The organism is Seonamhaeicola sp. (genome assembly GCF_028281565.1).
In the GTDB taxonomy this organism is placed as follows: domain Bacteria; phylum Bacteroidota; class Bacteroidia; order Flavobacteriales; family Flavobacteriaceae; genus Seonamhaeicola.
In genome coordinates, this window is sequence record NZ_JANQJQ010000018.1 from 85634 (window position 1) to 105697 (window position 20064).

At 36.0% G+C, this 20064-nt stretch carries 18 protein-coding genes; 13 read left to right on the forward strand and 5 right to left on the reverse strand.

Features of this window, described 5'->3' with window-relative positions; genetic code table 11:
• The first annotated feature begins 12 nt into the window (after positions 1–12).
• The 8 genes from Q0983_RS09310 (at position 13) to murI (ending at position 8523) form a co-directional block, all read left to right on the forward strand.
• Complete coding sequence (locus tag Q0983_RS09310; protein ID WP_299551808.1) at positions 13–672, forward strand: CBS domain-containing protein; 660 nt, start codon at positions 13–15, stop codon at positions 670–672.
• A gap of 29 nt (positions 673–701) precedes the next feature.
• Positions 702–1586, forward strand: coding sequence for an NAD kinase (locus Q0983_RS09315; RefSeq protein ID WP_299551811.1), 885 nt, complete (start codon positions 702–704; stop codon positions 1584–1586).
• Between the two features lie 215 nt (positions 1587–1801).
• On the forward strand, positions 1802–2488 hold the full coding sequence (locus Q0983_RS09320) for a DUF6089 family protein (RefSeq protein WP_299551815.1): 687 nt from the start codon (positions 1802–1804) through the stop codon (positions 2486–2488).
• Between the two features lie 2 nt (positions 2489–2490).
• The gene (locus Q0983_RS09325; RefSeq protein WP_299551818.1) at positions 2491–3231 is read left to right on the forward strand and encodes an isoprenyl transferase; all 741 of its coding nucleotides are present in this window, start codon (positions 2491–2493) and stop codon (positions 3229–3231) included.
• Positions 3164–5818, forward strand: coding sequence for a POTRA domain-containing protein (locus Q0983_RS09330; RefSeq protein WP_299551821.1), 2655 nt, complete (start codon positions 3164–3166; stop codon positions 5816–5818). Before Q0983_RS09325 ends, Q0983_RS09330 begins: the two co-directional genes overlap by 68 nt.
• 150 nt (positions 5819–5968) lie before the next feature.
• Positions 5969–6985 carry an OmpH family outer membrane protein gene (locus Q0983_RS09335; protein WP_299551823.1) on the forward strand — a complete coding sequence of 339 codons (1017 nt, stop codon included), beginning with the start codon at positions 5969–5971 and terminating at the stop codon, positions 6983–6985.
• A gap of 30 nt (positions 6986–7015) precedes the next feature.
• The gene (locus tag Q0983_RS09340; RefSeq protein ID WP_299551826.1) at positions 7016–7516 is read left to right on the forward strand and encodes an OmpH family outer membrane protein; all 501 of its coding nucleotides are present in this window, start codon (positions 7016–7018) and stop codon (positions 7514–7516) included.
• Between the two features lie 227 nt (positions 7517–7743).
• Positions 7744–8523, forward strand: coding sequence for a glutamate racemase (gene murI / locus Q0983_RS09345; protein WP_299551828.1), 780 nt, complete (start codon positions 7744–7746; stop codon positions 8521–8523).
• A 115-nt stretch (positions 8524–8638) separates the two neighbouring features.
• Here murI and Q0983_RS09350 read toward each other — a convergent pair whose 3' ends face one another.
• The 3 genes from Q0983_RS09350 to Q0983_RS09360 form a co-directional block, all read right to left on the reverse strand.
• Positions 8639–9151, reverse strand: a complete 513-nt coding sequence (locus tag Q0983_RS09350; protein ID WP_299551831.1) for a gamma carbonic anhydrase family protein — start codon at positions 9149–9151, stop codon at positions 8639–8641.
• Positions 9152–9189: 38 nt separating this feature from the next.
• Positions 9190–9924 carry a LytTR family DNA-binding domain-containing protein gene (locus tag Q0983_RS09355; RefSeq protein WP_299551834.1) on the reverse strand — a complete coding sequence of 245 codons (735 nt, stop codon included), beginning with the start codon at positions 9922–9924 and terminating at the stop codon, positions 9190–9192.
• Between the two features lie 65 nt (positions 9925–9989).
• Entirely contained in the window at positions 9990–12167 is a 2178-nt protein-coding gene (locus Q0983_RS09360) for a histidine kinase (protein ID WP_299551837.1), read from the reverse strand.
• 207 nt (positions 12168–12374) lie between these two features.
• On the opposite strand from Q0983_RS09360, the gene Q0983_RS09365 reads away from it, so the two are divergent.
• Entirely contained in the window at positions 12375–13535 is a 1161-nt protein-coding gene (locus Q0983_RS09365) for a vWA domain-containing protein (RefSeq protein WP_299551840.1), read from the forward strand.
• A gap of 160 nt (positions 13536–13695) precedes the next feature.
• Here Q0983_RS09365 and Q0983_RS09370 read toward each other — a convergent pair whose 3' ends face one another.
• On the reverse strand, positions 13696–14700 hold the full coding sequence (locus Q0983_RS09370; RefSeq protein WP_299551843.1) for a type IX secretion system membrane protein PorP/SprF: 1005 nt from the start codon (positions 14698–14700) through the stop codon (positions 13696–13698).
• Between the two features lie 173 nt (positions 14701–14873).
• Here Q0983_RS09370 and Q0983_RS09375 point away from each other — a divergent pair, with 173 nt between their 5' ends.
• From Q0983_RS09375 to Q0983_RS09390, 4 genes are all read left to right on the forward strand, one after another.
• Positions 14874–15776, forward strand: coding sequence for a NifU family protein (locus Q0983_RS09375; RefSeq protein WP_299551846.1), 903 nt, complete (start codon positions 14874–14876; stop codon positions 15774–15776).
• 186 nt (positions 15777–15962) lie between these two features.
• Positions 15963–18077, forward strand: coding sequence for a thioredoxin domain-containing protein (locus Q0983_RS09380; protein WP_299551849.1), 2115 nt, complete (start codon positions 15963–15965; stop codon positions 18075–18077).
• Positions 18074–18427 carry a DUF1304 domain-containing protein gene (locus tag Q0983_RS09385; RefSeq protein WP_299551851.1) on the forward strand — a complete coding sequence of 118 codons (354 nt, stop codon included), beginning with the start codon at positions 18074–18076 and terminating at the stop codon, positions 18425–18427. The genes Q0983_RS09380 and Q0983_RS09385 overlap by 4 nt, the downstream gene beginning before the upstream one ends.
• An 89-nt stretch (positions 18428–18516) precedes the next feature.
• Complete coding sequence (locus tag Q0983_RS09390) at positions 18517–19329, forward strand: mechanosensitive ion channel domain-containing protein (RefSeq protein ID WP_299551854.1); 813 nt, start codon at positions 18517–18519, stop codon at positions 19327–19329.
• A 62-nt stretch (positions 19330–19391) separates the two neighbouring features.
• Here Q0983_RS09390 and tsaB read toward each other — a convergent pair whose 3' ends face one another.
• The gene (gene tsaB, locus Q0983_RS09395) at positions 19392–20063 is read right to left on the reverse strand and encodes a tRNA (adenosine(37)-N6)-threonylcarbamoyltransferase complex dimerization subunit type 1 TsaB (protein WP_299551857.1); all 672 of its coding nucleotides are present in this window, start codon (positions 20061–20063) and stop codon (positions 19392–19394) included.
• Between the last annotated feature and the right edge of the window lies 1 nt (position 20064).

Below are 20064 nucleotides of genomic sequence, written 5' to 3' on the forward strand. Positions count from 1 at the left end.
TTTGATAACACCATGAAATTACGGGATTACATTATAAACGACATAAAACCGGTTGAAAGCACAAGTAGTGTATCAGACCTGCAAGTACTGTTTAACCAACTCACCTATTCACATATCCCTGTTAAAGATTTAAATGGCGTTTTTATAGGTGTTCTTTTTGAAACGGATGTGCATTGCTTTGATAGTAACAAACCCGTTAGTGAATACCTTTATGCCATTGAAGATTTTTACGTTAGAGACAACACCCTTTGGCTGGATGTTCTAGAAGCTTTTGCCAAAAATTCATCTAATATCATGCCTGTTTTAGATGAAAAGAATAATTATTTAGGGTATTATGAACTAAACGATATCATTAGCCTTTTTAATGAGTCGCCTTTCTTTCATGTAGCGGGAGCCGTCTTAGTAGTTGAAAAAGGTATCAACGATTATTCGTTTAGTGAAATCAGCCAGATTGTAGAATCCAATAACGCAAAATTATTAGGCGCTTTTGTATCGAAAATAAAGAACGATGTGGTACAGGTAACCCTGAAAATAGGGAATACCAGTTTAAACGACATCATTCAAACATTCCGCAGGTACAGTTACAATATAGCTTCCGGTCATGAAGAAGACACTTATATTGAAAGTTTAAAGGACCGGTCCGATTATTTAAATAAGTATTTAAATATGTAAGCCCGTAAAGGTTTAAAACAATTAAAGAAATGAAAGTTGCCATCTTTGGAAGATTTTATAACAAAACAACAACAACTTCTGTTGAAACTTTGTTTAGCTACTTGTTAAAAAAGGATATGGACGCCTATATTGAAACCGAATTTTTTAATATTATAAAAAAGGAATCCCCAAATTTTCAAGATTATATTTCGTTTAAAACCTTTGACACTTTAGATACTTCTTTTGATTTCCTTATCAGTGTTGGAGGTGATGGTACTATTTTAAGGGCTATTACCTTTGTAAAAGACATTGACATCCCTATTATTGGTCTTAATACGGGTCGTTTAGGTTTTTTGGCAACCATTCAGGTAGATGCTATAGAACAAGCTTTACAAAATATAATTGACGGTAAATATAAAATATCGGAACGCAGTTTATTATCAGTGGAAACAAGCCCTGAAAACGAAGAAATAGCTTCCTTGAATTTTGCTTTAAATGAAGTAGGTATCAGCAGAAAGAATACAACGTCCATGATCACTGTTGAAACCCTGTTAAATGGTGAATATTTAACATCTTATTGGAGTGACGGTTTAATCATTTCAACGCCAACAGGCTCTACGGGGTATTCTTTAAGTTGCGGCGGCCCTGTCATGGCCCCTGATACTAATGGTTTTGTTTTAACACCTATTGCGCCCCATAATTTAAGCGCCAGGCCATTGGTGATTTCGGATACAACCGAAATTCAACTTAAAGTATATGGCAGAGAAGAACAACATTTAGTGTCGTTAGATTCCAGAATTGCAACACTTGATAATGGTACTATAATAAAAATTAAAAAAGCCGATTTCAAAATTAAGATGATTGACCTGCTGGATGAGAGTTTTTTGATCACGCTTCGTAAAAAATTACTTTGGGGTGAAGACAAGCGCAATTAATACCAAATAAGTATTAAAATGATTAACAATAAATTTGAATTATGTTTTCTTTAGATTAAATAGAAACGAATTTAGTTGATTGGTTTGATATTTGTATTGGTATACACCCGTATTTTACAATAAATTACCGGAAATACTGTTTTACACTAATACAATTTAGTTCAAATTACATTTGGCTGATCTTATTTATTATATTTGCAAACTTTTGAATCTCTATGAGGCATTTAACCGTATTAGTATTAAGTATTTTAAGCATCCATTTTAGCTATTCGCAAATCAATGAAATTGGCATATATGCCGGTGGCAGTAATTTTATTGGCGATGTTGGAGCCACCAATTACATTTCACCGGATCAATTAGCAATTGGCGCTATTTATAAATGGAACAGAAGCAGGAGGCACTCGTATAGAGCATCCTTGATTTTTAGTAAACTGGAAGGCATAGACACTAATTCGGATGACCCCAGGCGTATTCAAAGAGGTTATGAGTTTTCAACCAATATTACTGAATTCTCCTTAGGCATGGAGTTTACTTTTAAAGACTTCAATTTACATTCCCAAAGAAAAATTGGCACGCCTTATTTACACACCGGAATAACTACTGCCAAACACGATAATCATTACTTTTTAAACGGTGCTCAGGTATCTGAAAACACCTCAAGTTGGGCCTTCGGAATACCAATGACCTTGGGTTATAAAGCTACTTTTATTGATAATATAGTGTTTGGTATTGAAGTTGGAGCACGCTATACGTTCTCTGATGGCTTAGATGGAAGCTTGCCCGATAACCCGAATTTACAATCTTACAGGTTTGGCAATATAAATAATAACGACTGGTATGTATTCTCAGGTATAACATTAACCTATACCTTTGGTGAAAACCCGTGTTACTGTGTGAATTAAAAATGGATTTAAAAGAACGCATATTAAGCAAAAAACTTCCCGAACATATTGCCATCATCATGGATGGTAACGGACGTTGGGCCAAACAAAAAGGCATGATGCGGGCTTTTGGTCATGAAAACGGTGCTAAAGCTGTTAGAAAAACTGTTGAAACCTGTGCTGAATTGGGTGTTAAAAATTTAACACTTTACGCCTTTTCAACCGAAAACTGGAACAGACCAAAATTAGAAGTTCAAACCTTAATGAAGCTTCTGATATCTTCATTGCGAAAAGAAATAAAAACGCTTCAGGATAACAATATAAAATTAGCGGCCATCGGTAACCTCAAACTATTACCTGCCAAGGTTTTTAAAGAACTTTCAGAGGTTATGGATAAAACAAAATCCAACAGTAGAATGACTTTAACCTTAGCGCTAAGCTACGGTTCCAGGGAAGAATTACTAAATACTGTTAAAGAGATTAGTATTAAAGTTAAAAATAATATAATTTCGCCCGGTAATATTGATGAATCCATTATAAATGAGCATCTTTACACGCAAAATTTACCGGATGTAGATCTGCTTATCAGAACCAGCGGAGAGCAGCGCATCAGTAATTTTTTGCTTTGGCAAATAGCATATGCAGAATTGTATTTTACCAATGTGCTTTGGCCGGATTTTGCTGAGGAGCATTTGTATGAAGCTATTATTGAATATCAAAAAAGAGAGAGACGATTTGGGAAAACAAGTGAACAACTTAACTAACATTTTACCTTTTAAAACCTATATAAAGCTCTGTTTGGCAATCTTACTTTTTACCGTAAGCTGCTTTAATCTTCAAGCGCAAGACCTATCGTATAATGCTAGCAAAAAATATACCATCGGTGGTATTTCGGTTTTAGGGAATACCAGCTTTGGCGAGCAGGTCATCATTAATTTTTCTGGCTTAAGAAAAGGACAAGAGATCAATATTCCCGGTGAAGAAATTGGTAATGCTATTAAAAAACTTTGGGGTACCAAACTGTTTAACAATATTGAAGTTTATGTAACCAACATTGAAAACAGTACGGCTTATCTGGAAATCAGGTTAGCAGATTTACCGCAGCTTAACGAGTTAAAAGTTAATGGTGTTAAAAAAAGTAAAGTTGCCGGCATTATAGAAGACAACAAACTTAAAAAAGGCACTAAAGTAACCGAAAACCTTATAACTACTACCAAAAACTTTTTAACCAACAAATATAAAAAAGACGGTTTTTTAAACACCAAAGTTCATATTAACACGATTGAAATCAAAGATTCTGTTGAAACGGCCCGTGTTAATATGGTACTGAACATTGACAAAGGCGAAAAAGTAAAAATTAAAGACATTGAGTTTAGTGGCAACAATGCTGTAAGTGATAAAAAGCTTAGAAAAGCCATGAAAAGCACCAAAAAAATTAACCGCTTACGTATTTTAAAACGTTCTAAGTTTGTTGATTCAGCTTATCAGGCAGATTTATCCAGTGTAGTAGATAAATTTAAAGAGAATGGTTACAGAGATGCCCGTATTATATCCGATAGTATCATTTATAACGATGATAAAACCATTTCCCTTAAAATTGATGTAAACGAAGGGGAACTTTACACGTTTGGTGATATTAAATTTATTGGTAATACCGTTTATACGGATCAGCAATTGCACAACCTGCTTCGTATTGAAAAAGGTGACACCTACAATGGTGTGTTATTGCAAAAACGAATAGCTGATAACTCAAAACCTGATGGCAATGACCTTACTAACTTATATCAAAATAACGGGTATTTGTTTTCCAGCATTCGTCAGGTTGAAGTAAGTGCCGATGACAATGTTATTGACATGGAAATCAGAATAACCGAAGGAAAGCCGGCTTATTTTAATAGTGTTTCTGTGGTAGGTAATGATAAAACCAATGACCATGTTATTTACAGGGCACTTAGAACACGTCCGGGACAATTATATGATAAATCTGATGTAGTTAGAACCGTTAGAGAGCTGGGACAATTAGGGTTCTTTGATGCCCAGGAAATTTCGCCAAATTTTAATAACCCGAATCCGGTGGAAGGCACCATTGACATGGAATACTCCGTTAAAGAAACCGGTTCCAGTCAAATAGAATTGCAAGGTGGTTACGGTGGTGGCGGTTTTATTGGTACGCTTGGATTATCTTTCAATAACTTTTCAATGAAAGACATCTTTAAAAAAGAAGCTTACAAACCTATCCCTATGGGTGACGGACAACGTTTAGCCTTGCGATTGCAAGCCAGTCGTTTTTTTCAAACCTATAGTTTTCAGTTTTCCGAACCCTGGTTAGGCGGTAAAAAACCCGTTCAATTCTCTACGTCATTATCGCATACCAAACAGTTCTTATATGATTTTGTAAACAGAAGGGCTGATAAAAGCAGAAGTTTTAACATTACAGGTATTACTTTTGGTTTAGCAAAGCGTCTATCCGTACCGGATGAGTATTTTACACTTTCAAATGCCATTAGTTATCAGCGTTATGATCTGAATAATTATAACACGGGCTTATTTACATTTGGAGACGGGTATTCAAACAACTTGTCTTATACCATTGGTCTAAGCAGAAACAATACAAGGTTTGACCCTATTTTCCCTACTGGCGGTTCCAGTTTTTCCGCTACCGCCAAGTTTACATTCCCCTACTCCTTAGTTAATGGTGTAGATTATGAAGCTTTGCAGGCAGAACGCGATCAAAATCAGGGCATTTTGACCAATGTTAACAGTACGGACCTGGAAAGAACTAATGCTTCTGATAGAATTTCAGAAATAGACCAGGAGAAATATAAATGGTTAGAGTTTTATAAAGTAAGCTTTAAAGGGGAATGGTATAATGAAATTACCAAAAACCTGGTTTTAAGGCCTTTAGTTGAATTTGGTTTCTTAGGCGCTTATAATAATTACAGAGGTATTATTCCTTTTGAAAGGTATTTTGTTGGAGGTGATGGTTTAGGACAATATAGTTTAGATGGCAGGGAAGCCATTCAATTACGGGGATATCCAAATCAGTCCTTGTCAACGCAGGATGGTGGTACTATCTATAACAAATACTCTTTAGAGTTGCGTTATCCTATTACATTAAAAGCTTCTGCAAAAATTTATGGTCTGACCTTTTTAGAAGCCGGTAATTCGTATAATAACTTTAGAGATTTCAATCCGTTTAATGTGAAGCGTTCAGCTGGTTTTGGTGTTAGGATCTTTATGCCTGCCTTTGGTTTATTAGGTATAGATTTTGGTCACGGATTTGACCCTGCACTTGGCGAAACGGGTAAACACGGATGGGAAACCCACTTCATAATAGGGCAGCAATTTTAGACCCGGATTTATTTTGGCACGATATTTTCTAATAACTGTTTGATGTTTTGTATAAGAATTAAAATTTTTAAGCTTAAAATTCGTTAATTTTGAAAACCTAATTCTAATTTTTAGAATTTGTAAGTCAATAAATTATAAAATATAAACAGGATGCAAAACAAGGTTCTTTTTTTACTGACATTAGTTTTACTAAGCCTATCTGCGCATGCGCAACGCGGGGTTAGAGTTGCTTATATTGATACTGAATATATTTTAGAAAATGTTCCGGAATACCAGGAAGCGGTTGCTCAATTAAATCAAAAAGCCGATAAATGGAAAAATGAAATTGAAGTTAAGCTGAGTGGTATTGAGCAAAAGCGCAAGGACTTAAGCAATGAAAAAGCACTTTTAACCAAGGAACTTATTGAGGAACGTGAAGAGGATATCTATTTTGAAGAAAAAGAAATATTGGATTATCAGCAAAAACGCTTTGGCCCTAACGGTGATTTGTTTATACAGCAAAAGCAGTTGATGCAACCGGTACAGGATCAAATTTTTGCAGCAGTGCAGGATATTGCCTCAAGCAGGAAATATGATTTTATTTTTGATAAATCTTCTGACGGCACCATGTTGTTTTCAGCAAAACATTATGATTTAAGTGCAATGGTCATTAAAAGTATTACCAGAACCGCTAAAAGAATGCAGGCCCAATCCAAAGCGGAGCGTAAAGCTGCGGAGGCGGAAGACTTGGTCCCTGAAGTTAACTTAGAGCAAGAAGAACGCGCTAGAGCTTTAGAAGAAAAGAAAAAACAAAGAGAAAGCGTTATTGAGGAAGCCAGGAAGAAAAAATTGGCTGAACGTGAAGCTAAAGTAAAAGAAGCGGAGGCTAAACGTCAGAAAATATTAGAAGAACGCGAAAAGGCAAAACAGGCTAAACTGGATGCCAGAAAAAAAGCTTCTGAAAATACTGAAGAGAGTAAAACTGAAGACGTTAAAAAGGATGATGAAGCAAAAACCGAAACCAAAACCAGGGAACAGCTAATTGAAGAAAACAGGCAGAAAAAGATAGCAGAACGTGAAGAAAGAAAAAAAGCTTTAGAAGAAAAAAAGAAGAAAATTTTAGAAGAAAGGCAAAAAGCTTTAGAGGAAAAGAAAAAAGCCAGAGACAGTATTAACAATAACAAGTAATAATTTATAACACATTTAACTATTTTAAAAATGAAACATTTAAAAACTATTTTATTAGTAACGGCAGTATGCATAGGGAGTATTAGTTTTTCACAGGCGCAAAGTAAAGTTGCACATATAAACACCCAGGAATTAATTGCGGCCATGCCCGGTTTTAAATCGGCTCAGGCTGAACTTGAAGCTTTAGGCAAAACCTACCAAACAGATTATCAGGCATCTGTAACCGAGTATGACAAGACCAGAAAGCAATATGAAGCAGAGGCAAACACAAAAACCGATGAAGAAAACCAAAAAAGAATTTTGGAATTGAGAGAAACTGAACAACGTATTGCCCAATTCCAGGCAGATGCACAAAAGAACCTGGCAGAAAAAAGAGCCGAACTTTTAAAACCTGTTGAAGAAGAGGCTATGAAAGCCATTAATGCGGTTGCTAAAGCGCAAGGATTTGATTATGTTTTAGACAGAGCAACGCTAATAGTAGCAGAAGGCACCGATATTTTAGATGCTGTAAAAAAAGAACTGGGTATTTAATTTACCTGAATACAAATAACTTACTTTCAAAAAAGCTGCTTTTTACAAAGCAGCTTTTTTATTTAGTGAAACCAATATCTGATTAATAATCTGTTAATCTGAACTTGTTTCAATATTTCAGGTTCTCATCATAAAAGTTTGGATTATATTTGATACGAGATTCCGACATACTGAAACCAGTTCAGCACAAGTTAATTCGGAATGCGACTTGAAATAAAATGTCATAAATGAACAAACAACCAGTTGGTATTTTTGATTCCGGAGTTGGCGGTACTTCTATTTGGAAAGAAATTCACCGTCTTTTGCCGAATGAAAGCACGATCTATCTGGCTGATAGCATCAATGCGCCTTACGGCCCCAAAGGGAAAGAAGCTATTATCAATTTATGCATTAAAAACACGGAGCTTTTATTGGAAAAAGGTTGTAAACTCATTGTTGTAGCCTGTAATACAGCCACTACAAACGCAATTGACTATTTAAGAGACACGTACAAAGTCCCGTTTATAGGCATTGAACCCGCTATAAAACCTGCAGCCTTGCAAACCAAAACCAATGCTGTTGGGATCTTAGCTACTCAGGGCACCTTAAGCAGTGCCTTATTCTCAAAAACATCCGGAAAATTTGCAAGTAATGTTACCGTTATTGAACAAGATGGCGATGGTATTGTTGACCTCATTGAAAGTGGAAAATTGTATTCCGAAGCCATGAAAGCCCTTTTAACGGTTTATTTGGAACCCATGATAAAAGCGCATATTGATTACTTGGTTTTGGGTTGCTCTCATTACCCCTATTTAATGCCTTTACTGGTTGAAATATTGCCTAAGCATGTAAAGATTATCGATTCGGGTGAAGCGGTAGCACGACAGACAAAGCATATACTAGAAAACCACATGCTTTGTAATACCCAAACTTCAAAACCCAAAATCGAATTTTATACTAATGGGAGCCCTGAAGTATTGGACCAGCTTTTAGGAAATGATTACAGTGTTACTTATCTGGATTTTTAACCACAACCTGCTTTGCCATAATGAAAAAAGCGACTGCTAAAAGCGTACCCATAAGGGTAACGCCATAATAATTAATAATGAGATCCTGAAACTAGTTCAGGATAACAATAAATTGTCATTTAAACCAACCGGAATATTTAATATAGGCGTCTGCTATTCGATTGATTTCACCAGAGATCAGTTCCTGGCTGATATCTTTTATTTTTTTGGCAGGAATCCCTGCATAAATGCTACCTGATTCCACCCTGGTGTTTTGAGTTACCACAGCGCCGGCTGCAATGATGCAATTACTTTCTACCACGCTACCATCCATAATAATACTGCCCATACCCACCAAAACGTTATCATGAATGGTACAACCATGTACCAGGGCATTGTGCCCAATGGACACGTTATTACCAATATTAGTTGGAGCGGTTTGATATGTCCCATGAATAACAGCACCGTCCTGTACATTCACCTTATTGCCTATTTTAATATAGTTAACATCTCCCCTAACTACAGTACTAAACCAGATACTGCATTGGTTACCCATAACCACATCGCCCACAATAGTGGCATTTTCGGCAATAAAACAATCGTCTGGTATCTGTGGGGATTTATCTTTTACTGGTAAGATTACTGGCATGTTTCTTAATGATTATTTTTTATTGATTAATGACAAAGCTATTTAAAATAGGACAATAACTCTGCTTTTTTTGAAGCAGATACCATAATTTCTTTTCCGTTACTCAGCACCACACTGCCTCCTTTTCCTTTTACGTATTTCACCACTTCATTAACATTAACTAAATACGATTTGTGTACTCGAGCAAAACTGGCACCATTTAAAGCCTCTTCAAAATATTTGAGTGTTTTACTAACCAATTTCTTTTTGTTGTTATTGAGATAGATTTCGGTGTAATTATCATCGGCCTTACAATATAAAATATCCGAGGTGCTTAAGATCTCGAATCCATCTAACTGCGGAATCGTTATTTTTCCGTTTACACTATTAGTTTTTGGTACTAATACCTGATCCTGTAAGGCATTTTCTTTGGTTTTTATTTCGGTAACGTAATCAATCGCTTTAATGAGCTCATCAATAGAAATGGGTTTCATTAAATAATAGGATGCATGGGCATTCAAAGCCTCCATGGCATAATGATCATAAGCTGTTACAAACACGGTCTCAAAATCTATATCCCCCACCTTATCCAGCAGATCAAAAGCGTTCCCATAGGGCATTTCCACATCTAAAAATACCAGATCTAAATCGTGATTTCTAATCAGGATCAAAGCCTCTTCTACATTGGCAGCTTCACCTAAAATAGTCACATTAGGACAATATTTTTTTAAGTAGTTCTTTAGAATGGCTCTACTGGTTTGCTCGTCTTCTACAATGATGGCATCTAGTTTCATATGCTTTAATTATGAGACCTCTCGACTGCGCTCGAGGTGACTTTGATTGTTTTAATCTGAAATCGTTAATCCTTTTTAAGTGTTACAACAACTTTTGTTCCGGTGTCCTCGGCACCTTGGAAATCGGTTATCAAAACATCTACTTTGTCTTTATACATGTCGTTTAAAATGGATACGCGTTTTTTAATATTACCCATCCCTTTTGAGTTTTGCTTTTGCTGGTTTTGAGTTTTTAATGTTTTTGATTTTTTTCTACCTATACCATTATCAGCAATAGTAATGGAAATCTCATCGGCGTTTGCTTGGGCAATAGCTATTTCTAAATGCCCCTTACTCTTTTTATAGCGCAAGCCATGCCATACCGCATTTTCAATATAAGGTTGCAACAACATAGGTGGAATTACAAAGTCCTTTACGTTGATATCATCAGCTACAGTAATACTGTAATCAAACTTATCCTTAAATCTGAAATGTTCCAGTTTGGTGTAAAGCTGAAGCAGTTCAATTTCTTTTTCCAACGGAATAAAGTCTTCTTCGCTATTCTCTAAAACGGCTCGCATTAACAATGAAAAGTCAGATAAATATTTGTTCGCGGTTCGTTCGTCATTAGAGGCTATAAAACTATTTACAGAATTAAGCGCATTAAAAATAAAGTGCGGATTCATTTGACTACGCAACGATTTTAAAGCCAGTAAATTATTGGCCAATCGTTGTTGCCTGATATATTTAAACATTAAAAAAGCCACAATTAAAAGAAGTAGAACACCTCCAAAAAGTGAATAAATCAATAATTCCTGTCGCTTAGTTTCTTCTGTATTCAACTGATACCTGGTGTTAGCCAAAGATTTTTCACTCTCCAAACTGGTAATTCTGTTTTGTTTTGTTGCCAGGTCCTTACTGAACTTTGAAGCCTGAGATATCTCCTGTTCCTTTAGCACATAGAGTTTATCAACTACCTCTACATAGTTTTGATAGGCTATTAAGGCCTTATCAAATTGTCCGGCATCACGATAAACCTCAGACAGTTTCCTGGTGGCATCTTTTTGCACAATAAGATCTTCTTTTTCATCGGCTTCTTCTATACTTTTTTCTAGGTAGGTTATGGCATTTCCATAATCATTCTGAAGCGCATAGGCATTACCTATTTTATAATTTTGTCTTTGCGGTGTTAATGGGCTTTCGTTACCTAAAAAAATGGAGTCTAGTGCTATATCTGCAATATCTTCCAAAGCCTGTTTTCTAAGCTCTATTTCACTAGAAAAATTAAGATTTGCTCCCTCAAAATCAGCTACTTTTACTTTTTCTTCAAGGGCTCTTTTTTTGTTTTCGTTACCTGCTAACTTGAGTGATTTTTTGAAAAGGCCCTGTGCTTCTTCAACCTCACCTTTTTCATTATAAACCTCAGCTATTTTAGAATTTAAATCGGTTATTTTAGGTGTGATCACATGTTTTTGAGCTACATTTAACCCGTCCTGATATGCTTTTATAGAAGCATCGTATTGTTTTATGGCTTTATAAACATCTCCCAACCCTTCATACAAGGTCACCAGCTGATAATTTGATAGGCGTTTTTTACCAATACTGTTGTAAAGCTCAATGCTTTCCTGGTAGTTTTTATTCTCCTTGTAGGCAACGGCTAATTTTAGTTTAACCTCGTTGGTGTTATTGCTCTTTAAACTGGTATTGTAGTTTGAAATGGCCAGATCCGGTTGCTTCCAAAACATATTGATGTCCCCTAAGACTTCGTAGGCTTCTGCATTTTCCTTTTTAGAATCACTAAGTTTTAAAGCATTAGTAACAAATTGAATACTCTTTTTGGCATCTTTTTTCAGGTATACTTCTGCGGAATCTATATACCAATTAAATTGAGGCGCTTTGGATTTTGAACGTTTACTAATAAACTTCTCTTGCTTAAGTTCTTTTTCTTCCTCAGGTTCTACCTCTACAAGAATACGTTCATTGCTTTGAATGATATAATACACCGTTTCAAAATCTTTATGCCTGATAGTTAGTTCATCACCTTTTCTGGCCTGAATCCTAAACTCACCAAAAATATCTGTTGTTGTGTAGTTCCCTCCGTTAACTTCAATATTTACATTGGAAATCGGGTCACGCGTATCACTTTCAACAACCTTACCCCTTACAATGAATTTTGGAGCATCCTCTATATCATTCTGGCCCAACAACGAAAGCGGGTTGAACAAAAAATAAAGAATCCATATATGTTTTAAAGCAGTCTGCATTTGTTTCTTTCTAATAGATAAACTTACGCACTTTCATTGGTTTAATAAAATGGCCAAAATCATTTTTACTGTTTTTTAAGGTGAAAAAGACTTGTTTACGCATTAGGGGGTTCTGTTTACTCATTTACCTGGCCACTTAACTCATTCTGCTTTTTTTAAAAAAAACTTTGAACCTAGATTTACGCTATTAATCAAAAAACATAATCTATGAAAACACATCTTAAAACATTCATTTTAAGTTTAACCTTAATTGGGTTCATGGCGTGTAACGCTAATAATAAAAAGCAAACCCAAAACGACCTAGCTGAAGTTACAGTTAAACATCATCCGAACAAACAGTATATTAAGGTGGCCCTTTTGTTAGACACGAGTAATAGCATGGACGGATTAATAGATCAGGCCAAAGCACAACTTTGGGATATAGTTAATGAACTGTCTTATGCCAAATGTGGCGATGAAAAACCAAATCTGCAAATTGCATTATATGAATATGGAAACGACAGGCTCCATAGTGCTGAAGGTTATATTAGACAAGTTTTGGCTTTTAGCAATGATTTAGATGATATCTCAAAAGAGCTTTTTTCTTTAACTACCAATGGTGGCAATGAGTATTGCGGACAAGTCATTCAAACCGCTTTAAACCAATTAAACTGGGGTAATAACCCGGATGATTTAAAACTGGTTTTTATTGCAGGCAACGAACCTTTTACTCAAGGCAGTGTTCATTACAAAGATGCTTCCGTAAATGCTAAAGAAAAAGATGTTACCATCAACACTATTTTCTGCGGCAATTACAATCAAGGTGTTTCTACCCACTGGAAAGATGGTGCCAAATTAACTAATGGAGATTATATGGCTATTGACCATAATCAGAAGACTGTACATATTGCTTCCCCTTATGACGATAAGATTTTAATGCTGAATCAGCAATTAAACAAAACTTACGTAGCTTACGGTAAAAGAGGAAGGGATAAAGTAGCAGAACAAGCCCAACAAGACACTAATGCCAGGGTATACGGTTATGCAAATGCGGTAAAACGTTCTGTTAGTAAGAGTTCTCATTTTTACAAAAACGCCTCCTGGGATTTAGTCGATGCCGTAGAAAATGAAGAAGTAGTCATTGAAGATCTAAAAGAAGAAGCGCTTCCCGAAGTGCTTAAGGGAAAATCTGAATCTGAAATAAAAGCCTATGTTGCCAAAAAGAAAACAGAAAGAGCGGCCATTCAGAAAAAAATCCAGGAGTTAAATGTGAAGCGCACCAAATATATATCGGAGCAATCCAGGACTAAAAACACCAATGGTTTGGAAAATGCCATGACCAAAGCCATTAAAGAACAGGCAAAAAAGAAACAATATACCTGGGATTAAAAAAGGAAGCGGTCTGAAAAGTTAAATTTTTGTCAACCTGAACTTGCATGTACTGAACTTGTTTCAGTATTTCAGGCTCTCATACCACCTGGCAACAAATTAGGATGAGATTCTGAAATAAATTCAGAATGACAATCTTGAGTACTTTTCAGATCTGTTTTTAGTAATTAACCGCCGGACACTTACAGTCAAATCGTTGGCGTCTGCAACCAAAGTTATAACCTAAAGTAAACTGGTGAAACCCACCATTTGTAAACACCACGGAATTGGTCTGATGTGTATACGTATAGGCAAACATGAAATTTTTATAATTAACACCTACAAGTGGCGTAATTTGCTGTAATCTTTGGCTGTTTATAGCATTAGAACTGATATATTCGGCACCATCAAAACTATTTCTATATGATAAACCCGCCCAAATAGTTCCAAAATCCATTTGCCTGTAAACTTTGGCATTTATATCAACAGAAGCCTCTTTAGTAGCATCTCTGTATTGTAACATCGCAGAAGGTTCATAACTCCAGGCGCTTCCCAATTTACCAAAAACACCACCAACAGTAAGCAAATAGCGCCTTAAATTACTGGTCACATTAGGTTCTTTGTTAATCCCTTCATTATTAAGCATGTTCTTTACCGCTCCATGCGCATAAAAATCTAAAAAGTGATAAGAAAATCCAAAATCAATATTGAAGTTAGTAGCATTTTGAACAATACCATCTATTAACGGATCCGGCCCATCAAACAAAAAAGAGGTTTCATCCAGTTTGTACTGAATAAATCCGGCACTCAATCCAAACGACAACATATTTAGATCTACTTCACTTCTTGAAAACATTAAGTGATGGGCATAGGTTGCGTAGGCACCCGTTTGTGAGTGAAACCCGTTTTTATCTGTATATACAATCCCCCCTATTCCCGATGGTGAGTCTCCTATTCTACCGTTAATACTCAATGTTGTTAATCTTGGAGCATCATCATGACCGAACCATTGCTGACGTGACGTTAGTCTTATCTTAGAACAATTGGCGGCTCCGGCCATAGACGGGTGAATTAAATAATAATTATCGGTAAGATAATCAGTATATATAGGCAAGCCTTCTTGTGAAATAGCAACATTAGTGAATACCACCCCTATTGCTATCATTAATATATTTTTTAATCTCATAAACTTTATACCAAGTAGGTCTGGTGTTATACAAACGTCTTGATTATTAAAAAATTACACAAAAAAGAATAAAGCAAAACTTTATTCTTCCATGTCTTAAATTTAGGACACAGAACTCAAATATATGGATATCTGTAGTTTTCTTTTAGTATTTTTGTAAAAAATTAGCTGAAATGAACACTTTCAAGGTTTCTGTGCAGGAAACATCAAATAACGCCATAGTTAAATTCGAGGTAAATCAATTTATAACGAATCATCAGAGTTTTGAATTCAATAATATTGATGAAGCAAAACCATCGCCTTTAGCCCAACAATTATTCTATTTACCCTTTGTGAAAAAGGTTTATATTTCCGGGAATTTTATTGCCGTGGAACGCTATGATATTGTTGAATGGGGCGACGTGCAAGACGAAGTTGCCCAACAAATAGAAGCCTATTTAAATGACGGTGGCACTGTAATTAATGAAGCCGAAGCTCCAAAAAAAGTTCCGGTGACTGTGTATGCCGAAGCCACTCCAAACCCGTCGGTTATGAAGTTCGTAACCAATAAAAAAATAGTTACGACCTTATTTGAATTTACTTCGATTGATGACGCCAAATTGTCGCCATTGGCTACGGAATTATTTCATTTCCCGTTTGTAAAAAGTGTATTTATTGAAGAGAATTACGTATCCATAACAAAATATGACGTATCCGAATGGCAAGATATTACTATTGAGCTTAGGGAATTCATCAAGTATTATATTGAAAGTGGAAAAGCGGTTGTCTTGCCTGAAGCAGCTGAAAAACTTCAAAAAACCAATGCCCAAAAAGACCATCAGTTTGACGCATTAGATGACATATCTAAGGAAATCGTTAACATTCTTGAAGAATACGTCAAACCTGCTGTGGCCAGTGATGGTGGCAATATTCAATTTTTGTCCTACGATGAAAACACGAAAAACGTGAGTGTTTTGCTTCAGGGAGCTTGTAGTGGGTGCCCGTCGTCAACCTTTACCTTAAAAAACGGCATAGAAAACATGCTTAAACAAATGCTGCCGGGTAAAGTGGAGATGGTTGAGGCCATTAACGGGTAATTTAAAATATATTAACAATTAAATTGAAGCGTTCTTTTTATCTGTTCGTTTTATTGTTTTTCAATGGGCAGATGTAACCTTTGGCGATTAAAGCAATTATTCCCTTGTGTGTTTTAACAATTATTTTAGTCCTGTCAGTTTCCTGAACGCCTTTTTATGTCTTATATTTATACGTTTATAAAATCTATGAAAAAGATATCCTATATAGTATTGCTTTTAATAATTTCATTATTAAGCTGTAAAGGCCAGAACAAAAACGCCATGCAAAATCATAAATACACTAACGACCTTATAAACGAAACCAGTCCTTATCTCCTGCAACATGCCCACAATCCGGTAGATTGGAAAGCATGGAATGATGAAACGCTTGAAAAAGCAAAGGCTGATAAAAAACTGATCCTTATTAGTGTCGGGTATTCGGCCTGTCACTGGTGTCATGTTATGGAGCGTGAAAGTTTTGAAGACAGTCTGGTTGCGGATGTTATGAATAAACATTTCGTCAACATTAAAGTAGACAGGGAAGAAAGGCCGGATGTAGACCAAGCCTATATGAATGCGGTTCAATTAATGACCGGTAGAGGCGGCTGGCCTTTAAACGTGGTTGCCTTACCTGATGGAAGACCCGTTTGGGGCGGCACCTATTTCCCTAAAGACCAGTGGATAAGTATCCTGGAACAGATCACTAAACTGTATTCAAATGAGCCGGATAAATTATATCAACAAGCTGATAATGTTGAAAAGGGCTTAAAGTCTTTAGACATGGTTGAGCTCAACACAGACGCTCCTGAGTTTGAACGTGAATTCATTGAGACCGCAGTAAAAAAATGGTCTACTTTATTTGATAACAGTCTTGGTGGTTTGAACAGGGCACCTAAGTTTATGATGCCTAATAATTATCACTTTTTATTGCGATATGCTTATCAGAACAATGATCAAAAGCTTCTGGATTATGTTAATACTACATTGACCAAAATGGCCTATGGCGGTGTTTTTGATCAAATTGGCGGCGGATTTTCAAGGTATTCCGTAGATGCTAAATGGCATGTCCCACATTTTGAAAAAATGCTTTATGACAACGGTCAATTGGTGAGTTTATATGCCGACGCCTATTTAATAACCAAAAATGAATTATATAAAGACATTGTTGAAGAAACTTTGAAGTATGTTGAAAGGGATATGACCACTGATGAAGGTGCGTTTTATTCGTCTCTCGATGCGGATAGTGACAATGCTGAAGGTGAATTGGAAGAAGGGGCGTTTTATGTATGGAACAAAGAAGAGCTGCAATCCCTTTTATCCGATGATTTCGAATTGTTTTCAGATTATTATAACATCAATAGTTATGGGCTTTGGGAACATGGTAATTATGTACTCATTAGAAAGGATGACGATGCAGCTATCATAAAAAAACATAATATTAGCAAAGAAGTACTCAATAAAAAAATTGATTCCTGGAAACATATGCTTTTGGAAGTTAGAAACAAGCGACCAAAACCCAGATTAGATGATAAAACGTTGGCCTCATGGAACGGGTTAATGCTTAAAGGTTACGCCGATGCTTACCGGGTGTTCGAAAAACAGGAATATCTTGACATTGCCATAAAAAATGCCTCATTCATTATCGATAACATGATGAAAGAAGATGGCGGGCTTTATCATACTTACAAAGCAGGCGAAAGTAAATTCAATGGGTACCTTGAGGACTATGTAACGGTTATTGACGCCTTTATCACTTTATATGAAAATACGCTTGACACCAAATGGCTTAATACGGCCAGAGATTTAACCAATTATACTTTTGACCACTTTTTTGACGACCAAAGTAATATGTTTTTCTTTACTTCAAATGAAGATGCATCACTGGTTTCAAGAAGTATTGAGTATAGAGACAATGTGATTCCTGGCAGTAATTCCATCATGGCTAAAAACCTGTTTAAATTGGGGCATTATTTTGACAATGAACATTTCAGCAAGAATGCCATGACCATGCTAAATAATGTAAAACCTGAAATGCAGGACTATGCTTCCGGGTATTCGAATTGGTTGGATTTAATGTTGAATTATACCAATCCGTATTACGAAGTAGCTATAGTGGGTGCTGATGCCAGACAAAAAATATCGGAGCTTAACAGGACTTACGTTCCCAATAAATTAATCGCAGGAAGTATTTCCGAAAGCGATATGCCCTTATTATTAAACAGATACAATCCTGGTAATACTTTAATTTATGTTTGCGTAAATAAAGCTTGTAAACTACCGGTATCTGAAGTTACCAGGGCTATTGAATTTTTAAAAGAATGACCACGTTAAGTATTATTTTAATTGGTGTTGTTGCTCTGGAACATATCTATTTCCTGATCCTTGAAATGTTTTTATGGACAAAGCCCAAAGGCATTAAAACCTTTGGTCTAAAATCGAAAGCGTTTGCGGAAGAAACCAAAGTACTGGCAGCTAACCAGGGATTATATAATGGCTTTTTGGCCGCGGGATTAACTTACAGTATTTTAAAAAACAACCCGGAAATTGCCATTTTCTTTCTTATTTGTGTGACTATTGCCGGTATTTACGGGTCTTACTCTACAAAGAAAATAAAGCTGTTTTATATTCAGGCTGTGCCGGCCATAATAGCTTTAATAGTCAGCATAGTATAACGCATGTTTAATGTTTTTTTCATCTGTTTGAAGTTGAAAAAGTTGGCTGTAGTTCTTAATTTTATAACACTAATCAAATACAATAAATTATGGATTTAAGTAGGTATGCAGAAATCGCTCAAAACTTTATAGTAGAGTACGGCATCAAAGTTATTGGAGCCATTGTCATTTGGATCGTTGGTTCCTGGATCATTAAAAAAATAACCAAAGGCATTGGCAAAGTCATGTCTAAAAACAATTATGATGTGAGTTTGCAAAAGTTCCTTCTTAATTTAATTGGCTGGGGCTTAAAGATCTTGCTATTCTTAGCCATCCTCTCCCAATTGGGTATTGAAACCACTTCATTTGCTGCTATTTTAGCCGCTGCCGGTTTAGCCATTGGTATGGCACTTCAGGGATCATTAGGGAATTTTGCCGGTGGCGTTCTGATCATGATTTTCAAACCTTTTAAAATAGGCGATTTAATTGAAGCCCAGGGCGAACTTGGGGTTGTTAAAGAGATTGAAATTTTTACAACCAAAATTCTTTCTCCAACTAACAAAGAGATTATTATTCCAAACGGAGCCTTATCTAATGGGAATATCACTAACTATTCAACTGAAGGCATGCTTCGTGTTGATTTAACTATTGGTGTTAGCTACGACTCTGATATTAAACAAACCAAAGAGGTTTTAATGAATGTTTTAACGTCTAATCCAAAAGTATTAAAAGATCCGGCGCCTTCGGTAAGTGTTGCTGAACTTGCTGATAGTTCCGTAAACTTTGCTGTCAGGCCTTATGCTACCATTGCTGATTATTGGGATGTGTATTTTGGGGTTACCGAAGGCTGCAAATTGGCACTTGATAAAGCTGGTATTGAAATTCCATATCCACACCAGGTTGAAATACACAAGGAAGGATAATATTTACCCAATTTCATAATATCAGACCTGCCAGGTTTTAAAAACCTGGCAGGTCTTTCTTTTCAAGATTTAGGCTTTATGGCCACAAAATCCTTTAAATAATACGGTTCAAAATAAGCGACATCTTCAGTGTCGCTTATTTTATATTTATCATAAGCCAATCCACTCATCTCATTAGCAGATGGCAACTTGTCCTCAATAAAAACAGCATTGGGATGATTGATGATTTCTCTGGTCTTTTCAACACCGTTCCCTATAAAATATACCTTATCTTTCTCTAAATAATCGGCAAAAGATGTTTCATCCAAAATTTGCGCCTGCGTGTCTCTTATTTGATTGTAGCTTGAATCATAAACTGCAGAATACACTTCCATTCTTCGGGCATCTAACATAGCTATAATAACCCCATTATTACAAGTTACCTGCAGAGCCAAAGCATCTAAAGTGGGCACTGAAATCAACGGTTTATCTAAAGCAAATGCCAAACCTTTTGCTGCCGAGACACCGATACGCAATCCGGTATAGGAGCCGGGGCCTTTACTAATACCTATAGCATCCAGCTTATTTTTGTCAATGTTCGCTTCCTTTAAAACATCATCTATAAACACATGCAATTTTTCGGCATGTGAATAGCCATTTCTGCTATCTTCCTTTAAAGCAATGGTGTTTCCATGTCGTGAAAGTGCTACCGAACAATTGGTGGTAGCCGTTTCTATACTAAGTATTAATGCCAAT